Source organism: Bacillus sp. FSL R5-0603, from assembly GCF_038050295.1.
Taxonomy (GTDB): domain Bacteria; phylum Bacillota; class Bacilli; order Bacillales; family Bacillaceae; genus Bacillus; species Bacillus subtilis.
Window position 1 is genome coordinate 877,121 of sequence record NZ_JBBOYP010000001.1, and the last position, 22,366, is coordinate 899,486.

Below are 22,366 nucleotides of genomic sequence, written 5' to 3' on the forward strand. Positions count from 1 at the left end.
GCAAAATGATAGAGGATGAAACGAAAGGAGAAAACAAAATGAACAGAGGACGTTTAATTCTGACCAACATTATCGGTTTGATTGTTGTTCTTGCAATTATAGCTGGAGGTGCTTACTACTATTATCAAAGCACAAACTACGTAAAAACAGATGAAGCAAAAGTAGCGGGCGATATGGCTGCTATTACTGCTCCAGCAGCAGGTAAAGTATCTGACTGGGATCTGGACGAAGGAAAAACAGTGAAAAAAGGCGACACAGTTGCAAAAATCAAAGGCGAACAAACTGTTGACGTAAAATCCATTATGGATGGAACAATTGTGAAAAACGAAGTGAAAAACGGACAAACCGTACAAGCTGGTACAACAATTGCACAAACGATTGACATGGACAACCTATACATCACAGCAAATATTAAAGAAACAGATATTGCGGATATTGAAGTAGGAAATAGTGTAGACGTAGTAGTTGACGGAGACCCTGATACTACATTTGACGGTACTGTAGAAGAAATTGGCTATGCGACTAACTCAACTTTTGATATGCTTCCTTCTACAAATTCAAGCGGAAACTACACAAAAGTAACACAAAAAATTCCTGTGAAAATTTCAATCAAAAACCCATCTGATAAGGTGCTTCCTGGAATGAATGCATCTGTTAAAATTTCTGAGTAAAACAGATCAGTCATCAAACCATGAAAGGAGGTTGTCTTAGATGGCTACAGGCAAAGAAAAAAATGCAAAAAACCCTATGTCATTGCTGATTGTGCTAATGGCGGGTTTATTTTTGGCAATTCTAAACCAAACACTGCTTAATGTTGCAATGCCGCACTTAATGACTGAATTTGGCGTAAGTGCAACGACGATTCAGTGGCTGACAACAGGTTACATGCTTGTTAACGGTGTATTGATTCCGTTATCTGCTTTCCTGATTACACGATTTGGCCAGCGGAGTCTCTTTCTCGTCGCGATGTTTTGTTTTACGCTCGGTACGTTAGTCTGCGGGATCGCACCTAACTTCTCTACAATGCTGATCGGCCGTTTGATTCAGGCCGTGGGCGGAGGTATCTTGCAGCCGCTCGTTATGACAACCATTCTGTTAATTTTCCCGCCTGAAAGCAGGGGGAAAGGAATGGGGATTTTCGGGCTAGCGATGATGTTTGCTCCAGCGGTCGGCCCGACTCTTTCCGGGTGGATTATTGAGCATTATACATGGCGCATTATGTTTTACGGACTTGTGCCGATCGGCGCAATTGTTATCATTGTGGCTTTCTTCATCTTTAAAAATATGGTGGAGCCGCAAAAAATCAAACTCGATACTCTTGGCGCAATCCTCTCGATTGTCGGATTCGCCTCCTTATTATACGGAGTCAGTGAAGCCGGGTCTGACGGCTGGACCGACCCGATTGTATTGTCTACAGTTATTATCGGAGCCATTGCAATTGTTGCTTTTGTTGTTCAGCAATTGCGTCATGATGATCCGATGCTTGATTTCAGAGTGTTTAAATATGACATTTTCTCACTCTCGAGTGTCATTAATATCATTATAACAGTGGCACTTTACACTGGTATGTTCCTTTTACCGATCTATCTGCAAAACCTGGTCGGCTTTACGGCGCTTCAATCCGGTCTGCTTCTGCTTCCGGGTGCGATCGTTATGCTGATTATGTCACCGATCTCAGGTATTTTGTTCGATAAATTCGGACCGAGACCGCTTGCGATTATCGGGCTTCTCGTGACAGTGGTAACAACATATCAATACACGCAATTGACAATTGATACACCATATACACACATCATGCTGATCTATTCAATTCGTGCATTTGGTATGTCTCTCTTAATGATGCCAGTCATGACAGCCGGGATGAACCAGCTTCCTGCCCGTCTGAACAGCCACGGAACGGCGATGAGCAACACGCTTCGCCAAATCAGCGGATCAATCGGAACAAGTTTAATTACGACGATTTATACAAACCGGACGACATTCCATTATTCACAAATTGCAGATAAAACAAGCACGGCGGACCCGAACTTCCTCCATGCGTTCCAAAATGCAGTTTCGAATTTAATGGTGAATATGAATGTGTCTTATGATACGGCGAAAACATATGTGTACTCACATATTTATAAACACGCGTCACTCGATTCCAATGTCATGGGGATAAATGATGCCTTTATGTGGGCAACCTTATTCTGTGTAGCAGGCTTGATTTTAAGTATCTTCCTGCGTGACGTCAGAAAAGATAAATTGCGTAAGAAGAAAAAAGAGGAGCTTTCATTACTTCCTGCTCCAAAAGAAGCTAAGGAATCTTAATCTGTACAGGGAGGTTTCCTGAATGAAAATTTATGTAGTGTATGATAGTGAAGGCGAACATACTAAAGTGCTTGCAGAAGCAATTGCTGAAGGCGCGCGAGAAAACGACGCGGCTGAAGTGTTCATCGACCATGTAGATCAGGCTGATATCCGCAAGCTTAAAGATATGGATGCGATTATTTGGGGATGCCCAGGGCATTTCGGAACAATCAGCTCCGGTCTTAAAACTTGGATCGACAGACTTGGCTACTTGTGGGCTGAAGGCGAGCTGATCAACAAAGTCGGTGCTGTCTTCTGCACAACGGCAACAACACACGGCGGCTTGGAAATGACAATGCACAATTTAATCACGCCGATGTTCCACCAAGGCATGATTGTTGTCGGACTGCCTGGCAACGTGCCTGAAAACGCACTTTATGGCTCTTATTACGGAGCAGGTGTCACTTGTCCGGTAGACAGTGATGAGTTAATGTCTGAGGAAGGTATTCAGCTTGGACGCGCGTTGGGAAGACGTGTCAGCCAAGTCACAGGAAACCTAACAGCAGGACAGTAAGGAGAGGTTGAAATGGCCATTATTATAGCAATAATTGCTGCTGTCATTGTCATTGCGGCCCTTATTACATTTAACGTCCGCAACGCCTCACCTGGACCTGAGAAGCAAGAAGCAACCGATAGAATCGCACCTCCAGAAGAGGAAAAAAACGAAGCGCATTACCCTGCTGAAGCAAGGGCTGCCGAGCATACGCCATCCGTTGTCAAAAACGATTCTCCAAATGAGAAGCGTGACACAATGGGTGATGATATTTACAGGCAGGCGCTGCAAAAGTTTAAGCATTCTGATGAAGTTCAAGCAGAAGAAGAGGTCACTGAGGAAAGTGACAAAATGCAGGACCGCAGCTATCGTGATGCGCTGCTCTCTATGAAAAATAAGAAAAAGTAATGAAAAAGGCAAATCCGTTTACTCATGCGGGTTTGCCTTTTTTGCTGTTTCCATCAATTATGTTTTTATCAAATAAATCCATGGAATATGTTGTATTCCATCTTGATCTAGTGTACTATGTTACTCATACACCGAGGATTTTTTCCGGGAGGTAAAGACATGAATTCTTTTTTAGGTTTATTAAAGAAAGATATCAAGCTTTCAAGAATGTGGCTGCTAGTATGGATATGCGGAATCATTTTCTTATTGGGAACAGGCCATATTATAGCTTCTCGCACGAAAGAACCTCTAGTCATTTTTGGTTTTTTTGTTGCAGTTGCTTTTTTTCTGCTTTTCTTATCTCCTGTTTTTGTGTTTTATCACCTTCGCAAGGAAGGGAAATCACAGCTTTGGCTGTACAATCCAAATGGCGGCTTATGGCTGTTTTCTTCTAAATTGGCAGCATCTTTGCTCTATCAATTTGTGATTCAGTTGGCATTAACAGCCTATGGCATATGGATGTATCATATGCTCTCTGTAAAAAATCTGCTGGAGCATCAAGTTGATATAACGAGTACAGTGGCTTTGCTGAATATGTATGGGCTTATTTCTTCGGTAGATATGTCAGTAACAGTCATTGTGTTTTGGACTGTTTTTCACTCTCTCAGAAATTGGCGCGGAATGCGGTGGGCTGCGATGGTTCTGTTGGTTGCAGTGTGGTTATTCTTCGATGAATACATCATAAGCCCTATGGTTGAATCTCAAAAGCATTTCTGGCCTGTAACAGTCTATTGCAATTTTGATTTCCACTTCCACAATGTTTGGAGATTAGAACTAAAACCTATCCATCTGTCTGTGCTAGGGTTTCCTATTGCTATAGTCATCACGTTCTTGCTGCTCATCATGGCTTCAAAACTGCTTGATCGTAAAGTAGAGGTGTAAATATGGACAATCAATTCCAATCCTCGAAACCGATTTATCTGCAGATCGCTGATCAGATCTTTTATAGACTGGTCAGGAAGGAGCTGCTCCCAGGAGACAAGCTTCCTTCAGTAAGAGAAATGGCGATTCAAACTAAGGTAAATCCCAATACAATTCAAAGAACTTACAGTGAGATGGAAAGGCTGGGTATTGTGGAGACAAGAAGAGGTCAAGGGACGTTTATTGCGGAAAAAGCAGAAATCGTAGACGAGCTGAAAGACAAGCTGACACGAGAGGTGCTGGAAGGATTTGTCAAGCAAATGAAAGAGCTGGGGCTAACGAAAGAGGAAATGTTAGAAGGGATTAAAACATTCACAGAGGGAGGCTAAAATGGAAATCAAGCTAGAACATGTATCAAAAAAATACGGCCGCCATACGGCCGTCAATGATGTGTCAATCACCCTATCATCCGGACGGATTTATGGCCTGATCGGACCGAACGGCAGCGGCAAGTCAACGACCCTGAAAATGATGGCTGGCCTTCTGTTTCCGACTTCAGGATTTGTGAAAGTTGATGAAGAGCAGGTTACGAGAGAAATGGTGCGTCAAACGGCTTATCTTACTGAGCTTGATATGTTTTATCCGCATTTCACTGTTAAAGATATGGTGAATTTTTATCAGTCGCAGTTTCCTGATTTTCAAACAGAACAGGCTTATAAGCTATTGAATGAGATGCAGCTGAATCCGGAAAAAAAGATCAAAAAGCTATCAAAAGGAAATCGGGGCCGGCTGAAAATCGTTCTTGCTTTAGCGAGACGGGCAGACGTCATCTTGCTTGATGAACCTTTTTCCGGGCTTGATCCGATGGTCAGGGATTCCATCGTAAACAGCCTTGTGTCGTACATTGATTTTGAGCAGCAGATTGTCGTGATCGCGACACATGAAATTGATGAAATTGAGACTTTGTTAGATGAAGTAATCATCCTCTCCAATGGAGAAAAAGTTGCGCAGCGTGAAGTAGAAGATATTCGTGAACAGGAAGGCATGTCTGTTTTGCAATGGTTTAAATCAAAAATGGAAGTTTGCTAGAAAGAGGAGGAATATGATGAAAACAGTGTTGGAATTGAGAAATGTGACAAAAAACATCAGAGGCCGAACGATCATTGATGATCTCAGTTTTACGATTCGTGAAGGCGAAGTATTCGGTTTTTTGGGACCAAACGGAGCTGGGAAAACGACAACCATCCGGATGATGGTGGGGTTAATGAAGCTGTCGAAAGGTGATGTCCTCATTTGCGGCCAATCAATTACGAAAGAATATGCCAAGGCGATTAAGCATATCGGAGCGATCGTTGAGAATCCCGAGCTGTATAAATTTTTGAGCGGATATAAAAATCTCCAGCAATACGCAAGGATGGTCAAGGGTGTTACGAAGGAAAAAATTGATGAAGTTGTTGAGCTGGTCGGTTTAACAGACAGAATCCACGACAAGGTGAAAACATATTCTCTGGGGATGAGACAGCGTCTTGGCTTGGCACAATGCCTTCTGCACGATCCGAAAGTGCTGATTTTGGATGAACCGACAAACGGCCTTGATCCGGCGGGGATCAGAGAAATCAGAGATCATTTAAAGAAGCTGACCCGAGAAAGAGGAATGGCTGTCATCGTTTCAAGCCACCTGCTGTCAGAAATGGAACTGATGTGTGATCGAATTGCGATTCTGCAAAAAGGAAAGCTGATCGATATTCAAAATGTAAAAGATGAAAACATTGATGAGAACGATACATATTTCTTCCAGGTTGAGCAGCCAAGTGAAGCCGCTACTGTTTTAAATCAGTACGATTTGCTGAGTAAGACAAATGGTGTAGAAATCAAACTGGCTAAAGACGATGTCCCTGCGGTTATTGAATTGCTGGTGATGCAGCAAATCCGTATTTATGAGGTCAAGGTCATAACAAAATCATTAGAGGACCGTTTCTTAGAAATGACAGGTGAAACAAAAGAGGAGGTTCAGCATGCTTAATTTGATTTATAATGAGTGGCTCAAAATTTTCAGCCGTGCCGGAACATGGGTGATGATCGGAATTCTGGGGCTGACAATGGTTGGATTTGCATTTTTGGCGAATCATTTTTCTGCTGGTGAATCAAATTCCCATTGGAAACAAGAACTTCAAGCACAAAACGCCGAATTAAAGAAAGAAATCAAAGAAGATCCTTCACTGAAAGATGGGTATAAAGAAACAATCACTCTCAACGACTATCGCATCGAGCATAATATCCCTAGTGACACGGGCTATACGGTATGGTCTTATGTAACGGATTCAGCAAACTTTACCATCCTTACCGGTCTGTTTACTATTATCATCGCGGCCGGAATTGTCGCTAACGAATTTAATTGGGGAACGATTAAGCTATTAATGATTCGGCCGCTCAGCCGTTTTCAAATTTTGATGTCCAAATATATTACAGTTCTCCTGTTTGGGCTCCTATTGCTGTTGATTTTATTTATCGGTTCTACTTTATTAGGGTTGATCTTCTTCGGGACGGGTGGTGAAACCGCCGCGAATATTCATTTAATCTATAAGGATGGCCATGTCATTGAGCAAAACATGATGGGGCATTTGGCCACAACGTATCTTTCTGAATCCGTCTCGGCTTTAATGGTGGCGACGATGGCGTTTATGCTGTCTGCGGTATTCAGAAACAGCTCTCTTGCGGTTGGTTTTTCCATCTTCTTGTTGGTTGCCGGTACGACTGCAACTGCATTTATTGCAGCGAAATTTGACTGGGCAAAGTATATATTGTTTGCTAATGTCGACTTGACTCAGTATGTGGATGGCACACCGTTAATAAAAGGGATGACTATGACGTTTTCTATCGTCATGCTGGCGATCTACTTTATCATCTTCTTGTTGCTTGCTTTCGGAATCTTCATGAAGCGGGATATTGCAAACTAATAAAGAAAGCTGTTTTGCTTATGCAAAACAGCTTTTTTGTCAAAATAAAAACTGCAGGTTTGCACCTGCAGTTTTTCATATCAATTTATGCTTACGCTTCTTTAGTAACGTTAGCAGCTTGTGGTCCGCGGTTTCCTTCAACGATTTCAAAAGAAACAGCTTGGCCTTCTTCTAAAGTTTTGAAGCCTTCGCCTTGAATAGCAGAGAAATGAACGAATACATCGTCTTGACCTTCTACTTCGATGAATCCGAAACCTTTTTCAGAGTTGAACCATTTTACTTTACCTTCTAACATGAAATTTCCTCCTAAAGCGATCATAACGCTTAAATTCACTATTCTTGCTCTTAACAAACTTTCAAGACGAAAACTCTTACAAAACTTTCTTCTTAAAGATAGTTCGAACAAAAATAATTACCTTTACTCTACCAGTAATCTTCAGAAAAAACAACTGCTTATTGAAACTTTTTTCGGAAAATACCATATTTATTTTTCAATTTGATATTTATTTGCGGTAATTCATCTGCTTTCTCGATATGTGATCATACGTTTGCCTTAGTATTCCTTCATTTTGGGAAGATAAGTAATAGGAATTGACAACCTTATTGGATATGAGTAAGGTAAAAGTTAATCAATATTACAAATGACAACGTTTATCAACTAAGAGAGCGTATGATTTTTATGTCTGATATTGCTTGCATGCTCTAATACATAGATAGGAGTATGGTCACAATGAAAAAGTGGCTTATATGCAGTTTCGTCCTTGTTCTTCTCGTTTCATTTACTGCATGTTCACCGTCTGCAGAACATGAATCGATAAAAATCGGGATTGCTGAGTCTGACGGGGCAATATGGAACTATATTGCTCAAAAGGCTGAAGAGGCAGGGCTGGATATTCAGCTGATCCCTTTTTCTGATTATGCGGAGTCTGATATCGCACTTGCTAACAAAGAAATTGATGCCAACGCCTTTCAAACCATTTCATATTTTCAGTCGTTCACCCAAAAATACAAACTTAATTTGGCACCGCTCGGGACGACATACATAACGCCCATGGGCATTTATTCAAAACGATATGGCCGAATCCGAGATATACCGCGGGGAGCTGTCGTTTCTGTTCCGGATAAAGCGTTCGATTTTGGCAGGGCGCTTACAGTGCTCCAGGAAGCGGGTTTGCTAACGCTGAAAAACGGATTTAACGGAACAGGTTCAGTTGATATGATTAAAGATAATCCGAGACACCTGAAATTAAAAGCTGTCCGGCAACAGGATGCAGTGAGCGGTGCCGACGTGTTTGTCATGAAACCATCAGAAGCAAAAAAAGCGGGCCTGAACCCGAAAAAGCATACGCTAAAGAGCGGCGGACTCATGTCTGAGGAAGAGATGAATTTGATTGTTGTCAGAGCGGAGGATCAAGATCGGGAAGCGCTGCAAACCATTCTTGAGCTTTATCAAGCTGATGATACAGCGGCATTTATAGAAAAAGAATATCAGGGAGATCTTGTCCCGGCTTTTCTGCCTTTGAACCGTCTTTCAGATTGGAAGAATGAATTCGAACATTGAATTCATTCTTTTTTTTCTGAAAAACACACTCTGTTCCGTCCCGTTTCTTTCGCTTTGTAAAGCATTTGATCGGCAAGAATGGGCAATGATCCTGGCTGTTCCGTATTATTGGGGTAATGAGCGGCCCCTAGTGATATCGTAACTGAAAGCTCTTCGCCGTTTGTTAATACAATCGGTGCATCACTTACAGCGCTCCTGATCCGTTCAGCGATCCGGGCTGCTTTATCAAGAGAACAGTTCGGCAGGAGAACGGCAAATTCTTCACCGCCGATCCGAGCGGCAGGATCAGTATTTCGGATGCTCTGCTTCAGACGTAACCCCAGCTCTTTGAGCACCTGATCTCCTTCATGATGGCCATATTGGTCATTGATGGTCTTAAAATGATCGATATCCATATAAATCAGTGCAAATTGAAAATGCGGGGTATCGGCCGCCTGCTGATACAGAGCTTTTGTGGTTTCTTCAAACTTTCTTCGGTTATACACGCCTGTTAAAAAGTCAAAGTGCGCCTGAAACTTATATTGTTTAAAAAGAAGATGTGCATTTGTTTCATGATCAATAATATATAAACTGAGCATGCCGCCCGCTATTGATATGATCCAAAAATACAAATGAAGTTCGTATGAATGTAAATCTATAAGAAAATAAAAGGAAAAGGAGATCAAGCTATTTGTGATGATTAAAAGATAGAAAGCATGTTTTAGTTGAACTTTTTTTCTTCTAGAAACAATGAGTGACGGAATGGCAGCGATACAAATGATAATAACCGAGTATAGTGCAGATGTGTTCATCGTAATCAGCAAGCGGCCTGCAGTGATCATGGCCAGGGCCGTTGCCGTTGAAACCCAGCCTCCATAAAGAGCGGCAATCATAATAGGGATATTTCGAAGATCAATAATTGAATGCTGATAGGTAAATCCAAAAACCATCAGAATAACCCCGAGCAAACCGCAGGCCAGTCCTTTAACAGCTTGAAAGGATATGCTGTCTTTTTTATGTACTAGCCTTTCTTTAAACAGGTGGGTGAAGAGATAATTAAATGTGATTAAAATGGTCAAATTTACAAACAGTTCTTTCAGCAAATATTATCACCCTTATATAAGGTACTAAAGATGGAAGGGAAAGAAAAGAACAAAAAAGGCATTATATAAGGTTTTTTTACTTGAATTGATAAGTTAAAATAATTCGCACTTGACCCATCGGAATTAGTGTAATATAGTAAATGAGAAAATTTGAAGGGAGAGTTTACCTGCTTTGGAGACTTTACTGGTTGTATTACATGTATTTATTTTATTTTTACTTATCTTAGGGCTCTTTGTTATGCAGAAAAAACATGTTTCCTTCTCTAAACGTGTATTTACTGCGCTGGGGCTGGGGATTGTATTCGGATTTGCGCTTCAGCTGATTTACGGCCCGACTTCAAATATAGTCATTCAAACAGCCGACTGGTTTAATATTGCCGGGGGCGGATATGTCAAATTGCTTCAGATGGTTGTCATGCCGCTCGTCTTTATTTCGATTCTCGGTGCATTTACAAAGCTGAAGCTGACAAAAAATCTTGGGAAAATCAGCGGTTTGATTATCGGGATTTTAGTAGCAACAACAGCAGTTGCTGCAGCTGTCGGTATCGCGTCCGCGCTTTCATTTGATCTGCAGGCTATTCAGGTTGACCAAGGAAGTACAGAGCTTTCACGGGGACAGGAGCTTCAGCAGAAATCAGAGGATATGACAGCGAAAACGCTGCCGCAGCAGATTGTTGAACTGCTGCCTGGAAACCCGTTTTTAGATTTTACGGGAGCTAGACCGACTTCAACAATCGCTGTCGTTATTTTTGCCGCTTTCCTTGGAGTGGCATTCCTCGGAGTAAAACACAAACAGCCGGAACAGGCAGAAACATTTAAAAAACTGGTTGATGCCGTTTATGCCATTGTCATGCGTGTTGTCACACTCATTTTGAGACTGACGCCTTATGGGGTGCTGGCCATCATGACAAAAACAATTGCAACGAGTGATCTTGACAGCATTCTAAAACTGGGCATGTTCGTGATTGCTTCATATGCCGCGTTAATCACTATGTTTATCATTCATTTGCTGCTGCTGACGTTCAGCGGTTTGAATCCGCTGATTTATTTGAAAAAAGCGGTGCCTGTACTTGTATTTGCATTTACGTCAAGGTCTAGCGCGGGTGCTTTACCGCTGAATATTAAAACACAGAGAAGCATGGGTGTACCGGAAGGGATCGCAAACTTTGCCGGTTCGTTCGGCCTTTCGATCGGCCAAAATGGATGTGCCGGCATTTATCCTGCGATGCTGGCGATGATGATTGCTCCGACTGTCGGCCAAAATCCATTTGACCCGGTGTTTATTATCACTGTTATCGCAGTCGTTGCCATCAGCTCCTTCGGTGTTGCCGGAGTCGGCGGCGGAGCGACATTCGCGGCGCTTCTTGTTTTATCATCATTAAACATGCCTGTCGCGCTTGCCGGTTTATTAATCTCAATTGAACCGTTAATCGACATGGGGCGTACTGCTTTGAATGTCAGCGGAAGCATGACATCCGGTCTTATTACAAGTAAGGTCACAAAGGAAATTGATCAAGGGGCATTTCATGATCAATCCAGAGTGATTGAAGCTGAAGAAGCGTAACATATGAAAACGTGTAATCCGACAGGGATTACACGTTAATAAGACCCATGAACCTTGTAATATAAAGGTTCATGGGTTTCTTTTTTTCATTTTTTGGGGAAGATCAGCCGGCATTGCTGATCAATGGATTGATTTAATTGAAATGAAAATTGCTTTTTTAACGAGTATTCATGGTATCTTGGAAGACGCTAACTTATCTGAGGCACACATAAAAGATTCCTGCTAGAAGATGAGTATCCAAATCTAATTCAATCGTGCTTCATTGAATTAAACAAGTTCATAATGAACCTCTTCGCATTATTTTTCTATTAACATTGAATACTTTCGATACACTTTATAGAAACTGGCCGCAAATAAAACAACCATAAGGGCGGGAAGCGACCTCAAAAGAGCAAATGGAGTTTCAAATAAAAATGCTTTCCAAAACCATTCACCTTTCATACTCCAAAGACCTTCAGTTAAATATAAACCTGAATCCTTATAGATCATATAAGAAAAAAACAAACACATGAAACCTAAACCTGAAGAATAATTCATCAATCTTTTATAATAATTACTCTTTGATTGGCGATCCGAGAAGATTTCATTTTGACCATCATTTTCTTTTTGCCAATATCGAATTCCACTAAGCCAAGGGCCATTTATATAAATCCAACCGAAGTCTTCATATATCCCTTTGTAATCTTTGAACTTTTTCTTTGGTAAAATATCTTGGTAATCCAGTCGGATCACATATCTCTTGTCGGTTTTTTCGAAAGTGTATATTCCTAATCCACTAATATTTGTACAACGATAGCCTTTCTGTAATTGCTCGTTCAGCCATTGTTCCTCTTTTTCAATATCAAAAAACATCTTAAATTTCTTCATTCGATTCACTTCCTTCGTACAAGGATAAAATATGCAATAACCGGTTTTGTTCCATTTTTAAAATGGCGCTTCCTTCTTCAGTTATCATGTAAACTTTTCTCCGGCCTGACTCTCCAACAGGTTCAATCCAACCATGCTTATTCAAGTTTTCAATTGCACCGTATAATGTACCCGCTGCTAAAATAACAGTACCCTTACTTATCTTTTCTATCTTCTGCATTACGGCATAGCCATGGAGCGGCTCACGGAGAGCTAATAAAATATAATGCATGGTTTCAGACAACGGTAATAATTTGTGTTTCATATCCGCACCCTCTATTCAGTTTGACTATATAGTTGAACTTAATAATAATGTAATGCAGTTCAACTGAATAGTCAACAGCATTTTCAAAATTAGTCAATGGAAGCTGAAAGTGAAAAGCTTGATAACAAGGGGAAAGCGACTTTTAGTGTAGTTTTATTCAATTTTTGAACACAAGTTAAACATCTATCTTGAACAAACCTGCTTTGTTACTTGGAGATGAATTACAGGTATGACCGATGGAGGAATCAGATGTGAAAAAACAAACAAGTATACCCGATGCCGTAATCAGGAGATACATACGAATTCATGGATTCCATTTGCAAATTATGAAAAGGGGAAGAAGCTACTTGATATCTAGTGAATCCCTTCAATATGAAGATGAGCAGGGAAATGCACACAGCTGCTATAACCGCAAAAAAACGCGTACGTGTAGATGAAATGTAATTTTTATTAACAAAAAAAATCCTTCAAACGTTCTCATTGAACGAAAGAAGGATTTTAGCTCACCAATTGTACTCCAAAATAGGCGGAAAAATATAGAAAACAAGAAGTTTAAAGAAAAACCACCTTAAAGGCCAATATAATTAATTATTTGAGCCCTTATGCAGTCCGACAGGATTATACGTTTTTTTAACGGCCGGGTTCTAAGTCCTCCAGCATTTCCATCATCGTGTTGTCGTCCATGACATTCATTGCGCTTTGTTCAAAATGAATGGGTTCAGCATAATGCGGCTGTCTTTTTTTCGCGGCTGTCTCAGTTTGCCTAGTTTGAGACTGTGTATGCTGATGCTGTGGTTGCTGCTGTCCTGCGTGCTGGTGCTGACGGCCATTTTTCCGCTGGCTTTGATGTTGCGAACGGTCCTGGTTATCACCGCTGCCGCCGCCAAATGCTTGTTTGACTATGTTTCCTACATTAGAAGCATCAAATGTGTTATTTTCTGAATGTCGTCTGTTCATTTGTCCTGTGATAAACCCGCTGATTCTTTGGCGGATCTGAGGTGATAGTGCAGCAATAAGCATAGTTGATCCTATGATCAATGCTGCGGGGCTGATTCCTCTTCGCTGGTTGAACAACATGATCCCTCCTTTGCAGTGTATTCATATTTTCCCCCTTGTTAGACAAATTAACCGTTATATTTCCCGGGAAAGCATTTCCTCCAGATTTGCATGCATAATTAAAGCCAGTTAGAAAAACCTATAAGTAAAGTGATAAAGGAGGAATTCACATGTTTGGAAAAAAACAAGTCCTTGCGTCTGTGCTTCTTATCCCTTTGCTTATGACTGGCTGCGGTGTGGCCGACCAAGGTGAGGGCAGACGTGATAATAATGATGTAAGAAACGTAAATTATCGAAATCCGGCCAATGACGATATGCGGAATGTAAACAATCGGGATAACGTTGACAACAATGTTAATGATAATGTCAATAACAATCGTGTAAATGACGATAATAACAACGACCGAAAACTTGAGGTTGCTGATGAAGCAGCTGATAAAGTAACAGACCTAAAAGAAGTAAAGCATGCCGATATCATTGTGGCTGGAAATCAAGCCTACGTTGCAGTCGTTTTAACCAATGGAAATAAAGGTGCAGTAGAAAACAATCTGAAGAAAAAAATAGCCAAAAAGGTAAGATCTACTGACAAAAACATTGATAATGTTTACGTTTCAGCTAACCCTGATTTTGTAGAGCGTATGCAAGGATATGGAAAGCGTATTCAAAATGGTGACCCAATCGCCGGATTATTTGATGAATTTACACAAACTGTACAGCGCGTATTCCCTAACGCTGAATAAATAAAAAAAGCCGCACAATTTGTGCGGCTTTTTCTTTGCGTTAATGACACACTGCGAACTCAGGCTGCATAGAGTAAAAATAAAAAGGTACAAGACGGACCGGCTCAGGGAGGGAGACGTTTGCGGGGTGGCATAGGAAAGCGTGCGGCATCCGCTCTATTCCTGTGCGGAGTCCTTGTGATGCTGGCTGTAAGCTCAGCCATCGTATCAAGCGCGATGTATATCCTGTCTTTTCCAGGTCAGGCATCTGGAATAACAAAAGAACAAGTGACGAAGCACATGAAGAAAGAGTCATTCAAACAAGCCGATATTTATTACACTTCTAAGGAAAAGTCCTTACTGCCATTGACGAAAGAAACGCTTGAATATGCGGTCAGTATTAATCAGATTATGATTGGATATTCGAATCAAAAGCCTATTGACATTATTTTTTTTCCTAATGAAAAACAGATGGAGGCTTACTCCGGTTTATTGGATGTAGTCGGTTTTTATTCTGAGCGGGAGCAGTTGATTGGACTGTTGCCTGAAGAGAAAAAGAAACTGTTAGAAGGGGACGAGGTAGCGGTTTATTTGTACCAGAGATTGTTGATTCATGAATACTCGCACCATGCATTTCACCAGAAATTGAAGGAGCTTGAGACGGATCCCGATGAGTTTCCGTTATGGTTTCATGAAGGGTTAAGCGAGTGGATTGCGAACTATGAATTGCTCATAGATCCGATCACGTTTTCTGTCGTGCCCTTTGACCGTTTGCAGACTGATCGAGACTGGCAGGAAGCCAGAGCCGAATATGACACTGATGTCTATTTGCAAAGCTTTTATATGATCGATGAGCTGACGGACAAATATGGGAAAGACATTATTTCAGAAATGATTAAGGAAACAGCAAAAAAAGGGGACTTTGAAAAAGGGTTTAAATCAGCAACAAAGGAAAGTCTTGATCAATTTGAAAAAGATTTCAAGAAAAAATTTGAAAAAAACAGTGCGGCATTGGATAGTATCTATCCAATGCCTTTGTGATTAGTGAAGTCCTTGCTGACCCATTCCGCCTTGTGTCGGCATTTGTCCTTGGGCAGGGACGAATGAATTTCTCAGCTGTTCCATATCCTGCGCATCAAGCTGAGGAACCTGGTAATAGCCGTGTTTGTTTTGGTATAGGAAAATTTCAAATGCCATTTCAACATACTCCTGAATTTGCGCAGACAGTACGCGTCTTACGGCCGGATTTGTCATTTCCAGAGAAGCCATCGTCAGCATAGAAGCTTGTGCTTTAATCGCGCAAAGCATTTGTCGGCTGATGATGCTGTCATCAATATCATTCATGGATTGAACAGGTTTTTTAGGCTGTGACGGCTGCATGCCGTAAACAGTCTGGTTGTCTTCCCTCATCATATAAGTTGCTGTTTTTTGTGAAGGTTCGCTTCCTGTTTTGAAGCATTCTGCAGTTATATTGTATTGAGATGTGATGAATTGATGTTGACGATCAAGGATGTTTAGTAATTCTTGATCCTTACAGAATTGTCTCAGCATCATAAACTGATCAAGCACAGTAAGTGTTCCGGAAAGCACCTCATGCATATCAAACATTTCATGTCCGCCATGGTTTTTATGCGGTTTGCCAGGAATACCTTTGTTCATTTGGGATTGCTGCTGCTGATTGAACTGATCCAAACCGAATTCCTCCTTTTTTTTCAGATCAGCTGTATTTTGTGTCAGTCTGCCGTGTATTATGCAGAAGCCTGAAAGGAATTATATGCTGTCTGTCGAAATGATAAGCAGACAAAATCGTTGTCATTATGTGTATATTAAGGGAGGAAATATGATGAGGCGTATTCTGCATATTGTGTTGATCACGGCATTGATGTTCTTAAATGTAATGTACACGTTCGAAGCTGTAAAGGCAGCTGAACCGCAACAGCCTATATCGATTGAGAAGGCAATACAGCAAAAAGAAGGACAGGCGCTTATCGAAGGATATGCAGTCGGCCAGGCTGTTTCCCCGCAACATTATAAGCTGACAAGCCCTTTTTCAAATGATTATAATGTCGCGCTGGCAGACCGTAAAAACGAGACATCGCCCGAACACATCCTTCCTGTGCAAATCCCCTCCGCCTTCAGAAGCCAATTTGGGCTGCAAACCAATCCGCTTCTTCTTGGGAAAAAGATAACGGTTCAAGGAAAGCTTGAAAATTACTTTAACACGACAGGACTTAAAAACGTTCAGTCGATGAACGTAACCGATGACACGAAAACTCCGCCGGCTGAACAGCCAGTGACCATAAATGAAGCACGGGGAAGGCTAAATGAAGAAGTAACGATAAAAGGGATCATTACAGCTGATCAAAACGCAATCGGAGGCGGGAAGCTGTCGACCTTTTTGCAAGATGAAACCGGAGGCATTAACATTTATTCGCCATCCCCTGAACAATTTCCCGAATTAAAAGAGGGTATGGATGTCACGGTGACAGGGAAAATCACGTCTTACCAGGGGCTGAAAGAAATCGTTCCAAGCTCATCAGGCATTAAAATCAACCAGTCAAACCAATCCCTCCCCGCCCCCAAACACTTAACAATCAATGAACTTATTAACGGCAGCCTAGGTGATCAGTATGAAGGACGCCTTGTGAAACTAACCGCTTTTGTTTCCTCAATTCCAAGTTCTCCTGCCGGCGGCGGTTACAATGTAACAATGATTGATGACGACCATCATGCAATGACGCTCCGGGTTATGAATGAAACAGGGGTGATAAACGAGCTTGATGAGGGCAAATGGTATGAATTTATCGGTGTGTTAAGCAGATACCAAACCTTTCAGCTGCTTCCGCGAAAATCGGCTGACCTAAAGCTGCTTGAAGAGCAGCCCGCACCTCCGTCTGCGGAGGGAGAATATGAAGGGATTGTTGACCGGGTAGTTGACGGCGATACCATTCATCTCAAATCTCCGGTGCTTGGAACGACAAAAATACGGTTTGTAAATGTAGATACACCCGAAACATATCACACACCAAAAAATGACGCAGATGAAAATCAATTAAGATTTGGCAAAAAAGCATCTGACTATCTAAAAACGGTTCTGTCCCCGGGTGATAAAATTACTGTCAAGGTCGGAAGTGAAGCCAAGGACAGCTATGGCAGATTGCTCGGACAAGTCATAACCGAATCAGGTTCAAACGTGAACTTAGAGCTCGTAAAAAATGGATATGCTCCGACGTATTTTATTTGGCCGGTTGACAATGAAGAGGATTATCAGCAGTTTCAGGCCGCAGTAGCCACTGCAAAAAAAGACCAAAAAGGAATCTGGAATGAAAACGATCCGCTCATGGAAATGCCGTTTGAATTCAGAGCCAGAGAGCAAGGGAAAGGCTTGACAAGATATGTAGGGGATTCGTCGAATAAAACATATGTGCAGCCAGCTGACTGGAAGAAGGTAGCTGTGGAAAACAGAATTTTCTTCGCTTCAGCAAGTGAAGCGGAGAGCGCGGGATATAAAAAAAGGCAAACGGCACCTCAAGAACATGTGCCGCTTAGAATTCTCAGCATGAATGATTTGCATGGCAAAATTGATCAGCAATATGAGCTTGATCTTGATGGAAATGGAACTGTAGACGGCACGTTTGGACGCATGGATTATGCCGCCGCATATTTAAAAGAAAAAAAGGCTGAAAAGAAAAACTCGCTGATTGTGCACGCAGGAGATATGATCGGCGGAAGCTCTCCAGTTTCCTCTCTTCTTCAGGATGAACCGACTGTAGAACTGATGGAGGACATCGGATTTGATGTCGGAACCGTGGGAAACCACGAATTTGATGAAGGCACGGATGAACTGCTGAGGATCTTAAATGGCGGTGATCATCCGAAAGGCACAAGCGGATATGATGGACAGAACTTTCCCCTTGTATGTGCCAATTGTAAAATGAAATCAACTGGAGAGCCCTTTTTGCCGGCTTATGACATCATAAATGTGGAGGGCGTACCCGTTGCTTTTATCGGAGTTGTCACACAGTCGGCAGCTGGCATGGTTATGCCTGAAGGAATAAAAAATATCGAGTTTACAGATGAAGCAACCGCGGTGAATAAGGCGGCCGAAGAGCTCAAGAAAAAAGGCGTGAAGGCCATCGCGGTTCTCGCACATATGTCAGCTGAACAAAACGGCAACGCCATTACCGGTGAGTCTGCTGATCTTGCAAACAAAACAGATTCTGAAATTGACGTGATTTTTGCCGCACATAATCATCAGGTTGTTAACGGTGAAGTGAATGGAAAACTGATTGTTCAAGCGTTTGAATATGGAAAAGCGATAGGTGTCGTTGATGTAGAGATCGATAAAACGACAAAAGACATTGTCAAAAAGTCCGCGGAAATCGTATATGTTGATCAAAGTAAAATCGAACCGGATGTCAGCGCATCAGCCATTTTAAAGAAATACGAAACAATTGCGGAACCGATTATCAGCGAGGTTGTCGGCGAAGCCGCTGTTGATATGGAAGGGGGGTATTCAAATGACGGCGATACACCTCTTGGAAACCTGATTGCGGATGGAATGAGAGCTGCCATGAAAACGGATTTTGCCCTTATGAATGGCGGCGGCATACGTGAAGCGCTGAAGAAGGGTCCAATTACGTGGGGAGATCTTTACAATATTCAGCCATTTGGAAATGTGTTAACGAAGCTTGAGATTAAAGGAAAAGATTTAAGAGAGATTATCAATGCGCAAATCTCGCCGGTTTTTGGGCCTGACTACAGCATCAGCGGGTTTACGTATACGTGGGATAAAGAAACCGGAAAAGCAGTTGATATGAAAATGGCAGATGGCACCGAGATCCAGCCCGATGCCACATATACATTGACCGTCAACAACTTTATGGCGACGGCGACAGGAACCAAATATCAGCCAATCGGACTGCTGGGAAAAAATCCGGTGACAGGGCCTGAGGATTTGGAAGCGACAGTTGAGTACGTGAAGAGTTTTGATGAGCCAATTGCGTATACAAAAGAGGGAAGAATTAAGCTTGCTGAAGCTAGTGATATTGAAGACCCTGTAACAGAAGACCCTATTAGGGAAGAGCCTGGAGATGATCCGGTGACGGAGGATCCGATTAAAGAGGATCCAAGGCCAGGTGAAGATTTGCCTGATATAAAAGAAACTCCGGGCACAGCACCGGTTCATCAGCTGCCGCCTTCAGCCATTTCGAGATTCAATGAAATACCAATCAACAACACAAAAACCGCTGATACTGCTAATAGCATCAGCACATTGCCGTTACGAAACGAGGGCGGGGAAAGTGGGTCTGAGCATCCTCTTCCAGATACATCAGCAAACTACTATAACTTTATGTTAATCGGTGCGGCGGTGACATTGTCAGGAACTTATCTATATGTCAGAAGAAAAAGGAGCGCCTCCAGAACGTGAAAAAAGTTATTCCACTATTTATCATTGCTGCCGGCCTAGTGATCGCAGGCTATGGAGGCTTTAAATTGATCGATGCGAATATGAAAACGGAACAGACACTAAAAGAAGCAAAACTGGCGGCTAAAAAGCCGCAGGAAGCTTCGGGGATGAAAAATAGCACAGATCAAGCAAAGAACAAAGCATCATTTAAGCCTGAGACCGGCCAAGCGAGCGGCATTTTGGAAATACCGAAAATCAATGCAGAGCTTCCGATCGTGGAGGGCACCGATGCTGATGATTTAGAAAAAGGTGTCGGGCATTACAAGGACAGCTATTATCCTGATGAAAACGGACAAATTGTGCTGTCGGGGCATCGGGATACCGTGTTTCGCCGGACGGGAGAGCTGGAAAAGGGGGATCAGCTCCGTCTTCTCCTGTCATATGGAGAATTCACATATGAAATTGTAAAAACAAAAATTGTCGATAAGGATGACACATCTATTATCACGCTCCAGCATGAAAAGGAAGAGCTGATTCTGACGACCTGCTATCCGTTTTCATACGTCGGAAATGCCCCGAAACGCTATATTATATATGGAAAACGAGTGACTTAAAAAGCCGAGGCAGTGCCTGCGGCTTTTCTTCATGAAAAATATGTGCGGCAAAGGTTTTTCATATCAGCAGGGAAAGGGGCTTCAGCAACTATGAGCTCGTCTGTTATCGGGTGAACCGCTTGTACTTTATTGGCGTGCAGCGCCTGCCTGTTTAGCAGCTTGCTCCCGCCTCCGTAAAGCGAGTCTCCTGTCAACGGATGGCCGAGGCTCGCCAGATGAACACGGATTTGGTGTGTTCTGCCTGTTTCCAGCTCTAATTCAACGAGTGACAGCCGCTCTTTCGCATTGCTGGCCATTACCTTGAAATGAGTGACGGCTGTTTGCCCGCCTGGTGAAACCCGGCGTCTTGTCGGGTGTGACCGGTCTCTGCCGATCGGTGAACTAATTGTCCCTTTTTTCGTCCGTAGCTTACCTTCAGCGATGGCGGTATACGTACGCTTCAGCGTCTTTTTCTCTAACTGCTGGTCTAAGATGGCGTGTGCCAAACGATGCTTGGCAAAAACGATAGCGCCAGATGTATCCTGATCAAGACGATGGACGTGGCGCACCTTACATGTTTCGCCATTTATCTGATAATGATACGCGATCAAATTAGCCAGTGTGCCGGTTTGCCCATCCTCATTCGGATGCGTCGCTATGCCAGCGGGTTTATTGACGATGAGCATGTGATTGTCCTCAAATAAAATTTCAAGCTCGCCATACTCCGGAATGACCGAAGATGCTTCACTTTCCTGAAGATCAATGAACACGCGGTCTCCCTTTTTTACAATCATATTGTGTAAGACGGATTCGTGATTGACCTTTATCTGTTGATGGGACATCCAGTCTTGTATCACTGGTTTAGAAGCTTTGAGCGCTGTTTTGAGTACGGAAAACAGCCATTGGCCGTCCTGTTTTTCATTGATGAGGATCTCAAGCCCTCTGCCTTTTTGATTCATGTTAAATGGCTCCTTTTCGAAGCGGAAGGCTGCTGTTTCTCATAGGAAACACTTACCTTAGCTTTCGCGTTTTTTTCTGTGCTATTCTTGAGTAAGACTTAGGATATTCGATGGCAAGAAAGGTGATTGACGTGAGAATTGTGAACGCAGCAACTGCAGAACAGGAGAGCTTTATCAAGGAGCTGTCTATGGAGCTGATCCATGATGTATTTCCTCTTTATTTCTCCGAACTGGACATTCAGCGCTTTAAAAAGAAAGGCGTTCTGTCTTTAAATAACCATTATTACCAAGGAACATTAAAAGAAGCATTTCAAATTATGGCTTGTCTGCAAATGATACATATTATCCTGACCAAGCCTTCGCCGCACTCTGATTTGAGTGATCAGGCGATTTTTGAAAAAAACAGCAAGATGCTGAATGATTTTGGGATTTATTTTCCGTTTACTTTTTCTGACTTTCGAAAGAAGACTAACAAAGCCTTTTTCGGTCAAAGAAGGCTGATATAATCATGCGGCAAGGGCTTTTCTATTTTTAGAAAAGCTCTTTTTGTATCAGAGAAATCATATCATAAAACCTTTCCTCTAACTCCCTTTTTAAACGGCTCGTGTCTGAACATACTAATGATTGAAAGGGGTGCTGACAATGAGTTCAGTTAAAGATACAATGACAACGCAGGTGGCAACCGTTTCTCCGAATCAAACGATTCAGGAAGCGGCTTCTCTAATGAAACAGCATAACGTCGGGGCGATCCCCGTTGTAGAGCAAGGTGTTTTAAAAGGAATGCTGACTGACCGTGACATTGCATTAAGAACTACAGCTCAGGGCCGTGATGGCCAGACACCCGTTTCAGAAGTGATGTCAACAGAACTCGTATCAGGAAACCCTAATATGAGTCTGGAAGACGCGTCGCAGCTGATGGCCCAGCACCAAATCCGCCGCCTTCCTATTGTAGATCAAAACAATCTAGTCGGGATCGTTGCGCTTGGAGACCTGGCAGTCAATCAGATGTCGAACGAGTCTGCGGGATCAGCGCTGACAAACATTTCTCACCAAAACATTCATTAATAAGAAAGAGCTTGCAGTGTGCAGGCTCTTTCTTCACATAAAACCTTACTTTTTGAAAGCAGACTTGTTTCGGGGTATA

At 42.3% G+C, this 22,366-nt stretch carries 24 protein-coding genes and 2 pseudogenes; 19 read left to right on the forward strand and 7 right to left on the reverse strand.

What is annotated here, in order from left to right; genetic code table 11:
* Window positions 1-5 precede the first annotated feature (5 nt).
* From NYE56_RS04470 to NYE56_RS04515, 10 genes are read left to right on the forward strand one after another with little or no spacing between them, the layout of a single operon-like run.
* Window positions 6-671 (forward strand): HlyD family efflux transporter periplasmic adaptor subunit, encoded by a 666-nt coding sequence (locus tag NYE56_RS04470; protein ID WP_014476241.1) that lies wholly within the window; start codon window positions 6-8, stop codon window positions 669-671.
* A gap of 40 nt (window positions 672-711) precedes the next feature.
* Window positions 712-2,310 carry an MFS transporter gene (locus tag NYE56_RS04475; protein ID WP_003233429.1) on the forward strand — a complete coding sequence of 533 codons (1,599 nt, stop codon included), beginning with the start codon at window positions 712-714 and terminating at the stop codon, window positions 2,308-2,310.
* 22 nt (window positions 2,311-2,332) lie between these two features.
* Complete coding sequence (locus NYE56_RS04480; protein WP_003233428.1) at window positions 2,333-2,863, forward strand: NAD(P)H-dependent oxidoreductase; 531 nt, start codon at window positions 2,333-2,335, stop codon at window positions 2,861-2,863.
* Window positions 2,864-2,875: 12 nt separating this feature from the next.
* A complete protein-coding gene (locus NYE56_RS04485) occupies window positions 2,876-3,250 on the forward strand; it encodes a hypothetical protein (RefSeq protein WP_341283522.1) in 375 nt (124 codons plus the stop codon).
* A complete protein-coding gene (locus tag NYE56_RS04490) occupies window positions 3,250-3,405 on the forward strand; it encodes a hypothetical protein (RefSeq protein ID WP_003233426.1) in 156 nt (51 codons plus the stop codon). Before NYE56_RS04485 ends, NYE56_RS04490 begins: the two co-directional genes overlap by 1 nt.
* A gap of 4 nt (window positions 3,406-3,409) precedes the next feature.
* Window positions 3,410-4,171 (forward strand): hypothetical protein, encoded by a 762-nt coding sequence (locus tag NYE56_RS04495; RefSeq protein WP_268556233.1) that lies wholly within the window; start codon window positions 3,410-3,412, stop codon window positions 4,169-4,171.
* Window positions 4,172-4,173: 2 nt separating this feature from the next.
* Complete coding sequence (locus tag NYE56_RS04500; protein WP_003233424.1) at window positions 4,174-4,539, forward strand: GntR family transcriptional regulator; 366 nt, start codon at window positions 4,174-4,176, stop codon at window positions 4,537-4,539.
* Between the two features lies 1 nt (window position 4,540).
* Window positions 4,541-5,239: an ABC transporter ATP-binding protein gene (locus tag NYE56_RS04505; protein WP_216999736.1), complete on the forward strand. Its 699-nt coding sequence runs from the start codon at window positions 4,541-4,543 to the stop codon at window positions 5,237-5,239.
* Window positions 5,240-5,255: 16 nt separating this feature from the next.
* Entirely contained in the window at window positions 5,256-6,173 is a 918-nt protein-coding gene (locus NYE56_RS04510) for an ABC transporter ATP-binding protein (protein ID WP_326211177.1), read from the forward strand.
* Window positions 6,166-7,107, forward strand: coding sequence for an ABC transporter permease (locus NYE56_RS04515; RefSeq protein ID WP_024572924.1), 942 nt, complete (start codon window positions 6,166-6,168; stop codon window positions 7,105-7,107). The genes NYE56_RS04510 and NYE56_RS04515 overlap by 8 nt, the downstream gene beginning before the upstream one ends.
* Window positions 7,108-7,198: 91 nt before the next feature.
* On the opposite strand, the gene cspB is transcribed toward NYE56_RS04515, so the two are convergent.
* On the reverse strand, window positions 7,199-7,402 hold the full coding sequence (cspB, locus tag NYE56_RS04520) for a cold shock-like protein CspB (protein ID WP_003224086.1): 204 nt from the start codon (window positions 7,400-7,402) through the stop codon (window positions 7,199-7,201).
* A gap of 435 nt (window positions 7,403-7,837) precedes the next feature.
* On the opposite strand from cspB, the gene NYE56_RS04525 reads away from it, so the two are divergent.
* Window positions 7,838-8,668, forward strand: coding sequence for a MetQ/NlpA family ABC transporter substrate-binding protein (locus NYE56_RS04525; protein ID WP_326211179.1), 831 nt, complete (start codon window positions 7,838-7,840; stop codon window positions 8,666-8,668).
* A gap of 2 nt (window positions 8,669-8,670) precedes the next feature.
* On the opposite strand, the gene dgcK is transcribed toward NYE56_RS04525, so the two are convergent.
* On the reverse strand, window positions 8,671-9,750 hold the full coding sequence (dgcK, locus tag NYE56_RS04530; RefSeq protein ID WP_021479688.1) for a diguanylate cyclase DgcK: 1,080 nt from the start codon (window positions 9,748-9,750) through the stop codon (window positions 8,671-8,673).
* 172 nt (window positions 9,751-9,922) lie between these two features.
* Here dgcK and tcyP point away from each other — a divergent pair, with 172 nt between their 5' ends.
* Window positions 9,923-11,314 carry an L-cystine transporter TcyP gene (tcyP, locus tag NYE56_RS04535; RefSeq protein ID WP_038428665.1) on the forward strand — a complete coding sequence of 464 codons (1,392 nt, stop codon included), beginning with the start codon at window positions 9,923-9,925 and terminating at the stop codon, window positions 11,312-11,314.
* Window positions 11,315-11,405: 91 nt separating this feature from the next.
* Window positions 11,406-11,534, forward strand: a pseudogene (locus NYE56_RS04540) (hypothetical protein); the annotation flags it as partial.
* A 77-nt stretch (window positions 11,535-11,611) separates the two neighbouring features.
* On the opposite strand, the gene NYE56_RS04545 reads toward NYE56_RS04540, so the two are convergent.
* The 3 genes from NYE56_RS04545 to NYE56_RS04555 all read right to left on the reverse strand — a co-directional run bounded on the left by NYE56_RS04545 (window position 11,612) and on the right by NYE56_RS04555 (window position 13,562).
* Window positions 11,612-12,181: a DUF2812 domain-containing protein gene (locus tag NYE56_RS04545; RefSeq protein ID WP_322393116.1), complete on the reverse strand. Its 570-nt coding sequence runs from the start codon at window positions 12,179-12,181 to the stop codon at window positions 11,612-11,614.
* Window positions 12,168-12,485: a PadR family transcriptional regulator gene (locus NYE56_RS04550; RefSeq protein WP_047182333.1), complete on the reverse strand. Its 318-nt coding sequence runs from the start codon at window positions 12,483-12,485 to the stop codon at window positions 12,168-12,170. The genes NYE56_RS04545 and NYE56_RS04550 overlap by 14 nt, the downstream gene beginning before the upstream one ends.
* A 630-nt stretch (window positions 12,486-13,115) precedes the next feature.
* Window positions 13,116-13,562 (reverse strand): hypothetical protein, encoded by a 447-nt coding sequence (locus NYE56_RS04555; protein WP_341283523.1) that lies wholly within the window; start codon window positions 13,560-13,562, stop codon window positions 13,116-13,118.
* A gap of 149 nt (window positions 13,563-13,711) precedes the next feature.
* Here NYE56_RS04555 and NYE56_RS04560 point away from each other — a divergent pair, with 149 nt between their 5' ends.
* Entirely contained in the window at window positions 13,712-14,281 is a 570-nt protein-coding gene (locus NYE56_RS04560) for a YhcN/YlaJ family sporulation lipoprotein (RefSeq protein WP_003245125.1), read from the forward strand.
* 120 nt (window positions 14,282-14,401) lie between these two features.
* Window positions 14,402-15,367, forward strand: a pseudogene (locus NYE56_RS04565) (hypothetical protein).
* Here NYE56_RS04565 and NYE56_RS04570 read toward each other — a convergent pair.
* Window positions 15,302-15,952, reverse strand: a complete 651-nt coding sequence (locus tag NYE56_RS04570) for a spore coat protein (RefSeq protein ID WP_335449027.1) — start codon at window positions 15,950-15,952, stop codon at window positions 15,302-15,304. The pseudogene NYE56_RS04565 and the gene NYE56_RS04570 overlap by 66 nt on opposite strands.
* Before the next feature lie 82 nt (window positions 15,953-16,034).
* On the opposite strand from NYE56_RS04570, the gene yhcR reads away from it, so the two are divergent.
* Entirely contained in the window at window positions 16,035-19,691 is a 3,657-nt protein-coding gene (gene yhcR / locus NYE56_RS04575; protein ID WP_341283524.1) for an endonuclease YhcR, read from the forward strand.
* Window positions 19,688-20,284: a sortase SrtA gene (gene srtA, locus NYE56_RS04580; RefSeq protein WP_341283525.1), complete on the forward strand. Its 597-nt coding sequence runs from the start codon at window positions 19,688-19,690 to the stop codon at window positions 20,282-20,284. The genes yhcR and srtA overlap by 4 nt, the downstream gene beginning before the upstream one ends.
* A gap of 29 nt (window positions 20,285-20,313) precedes the next feature.
* On the opposite strand, the gene NYE56_RS04585 is transcribed toward srtA, so the two are convergent.
* Window positions 20,314-21,222: an RluA family pseudouridine synthase gene (locus NYE56_RS04585; protein WP_341283526.1), complete on the reverse strand. Its 909-nt coding sequence runs from the start codon at window positions 21,220-21,222 to the stop codon at window positions 20,314-20,316.
* A 110-nt stretch (window positions 21,223-21,332) separates the two neighbouring features.
* Between NYE56_RS04585 and NYE56_RS04590 the strand changes: the two genes are divergently transcribed.
* Together NYE56_RS04590 and NYE56_RS04595 are read left to right on the forward strand one after the other, a co-directional pair.
* Window positions 21,333-21,728, forward strand: coding sequence for a YhcU family protein (locus NYE56_RS04590; protein WP_341283527.1), 396 nt, complete (start codon window positions 21,333-21,335; stop codon window positions 21,726-21,728).
* 136 nt (window positions 21,729-21,864) lie between these two features.
* The gene (locus NYE56_RS04595) at window positions 21,865-22,287 is read left to right on the forward strand and encodes a CBS domain-containing protein (protein ID WP_003245462.1); all 423 of its coding nucleotides are present in this window, start codon (window positions 21,865-21,867) and stop codon (window positions 22,285-22,287) included.
* The last annotated feature ends 79 nt before the right edge of the window (window positions 22,288-22,366 follow it).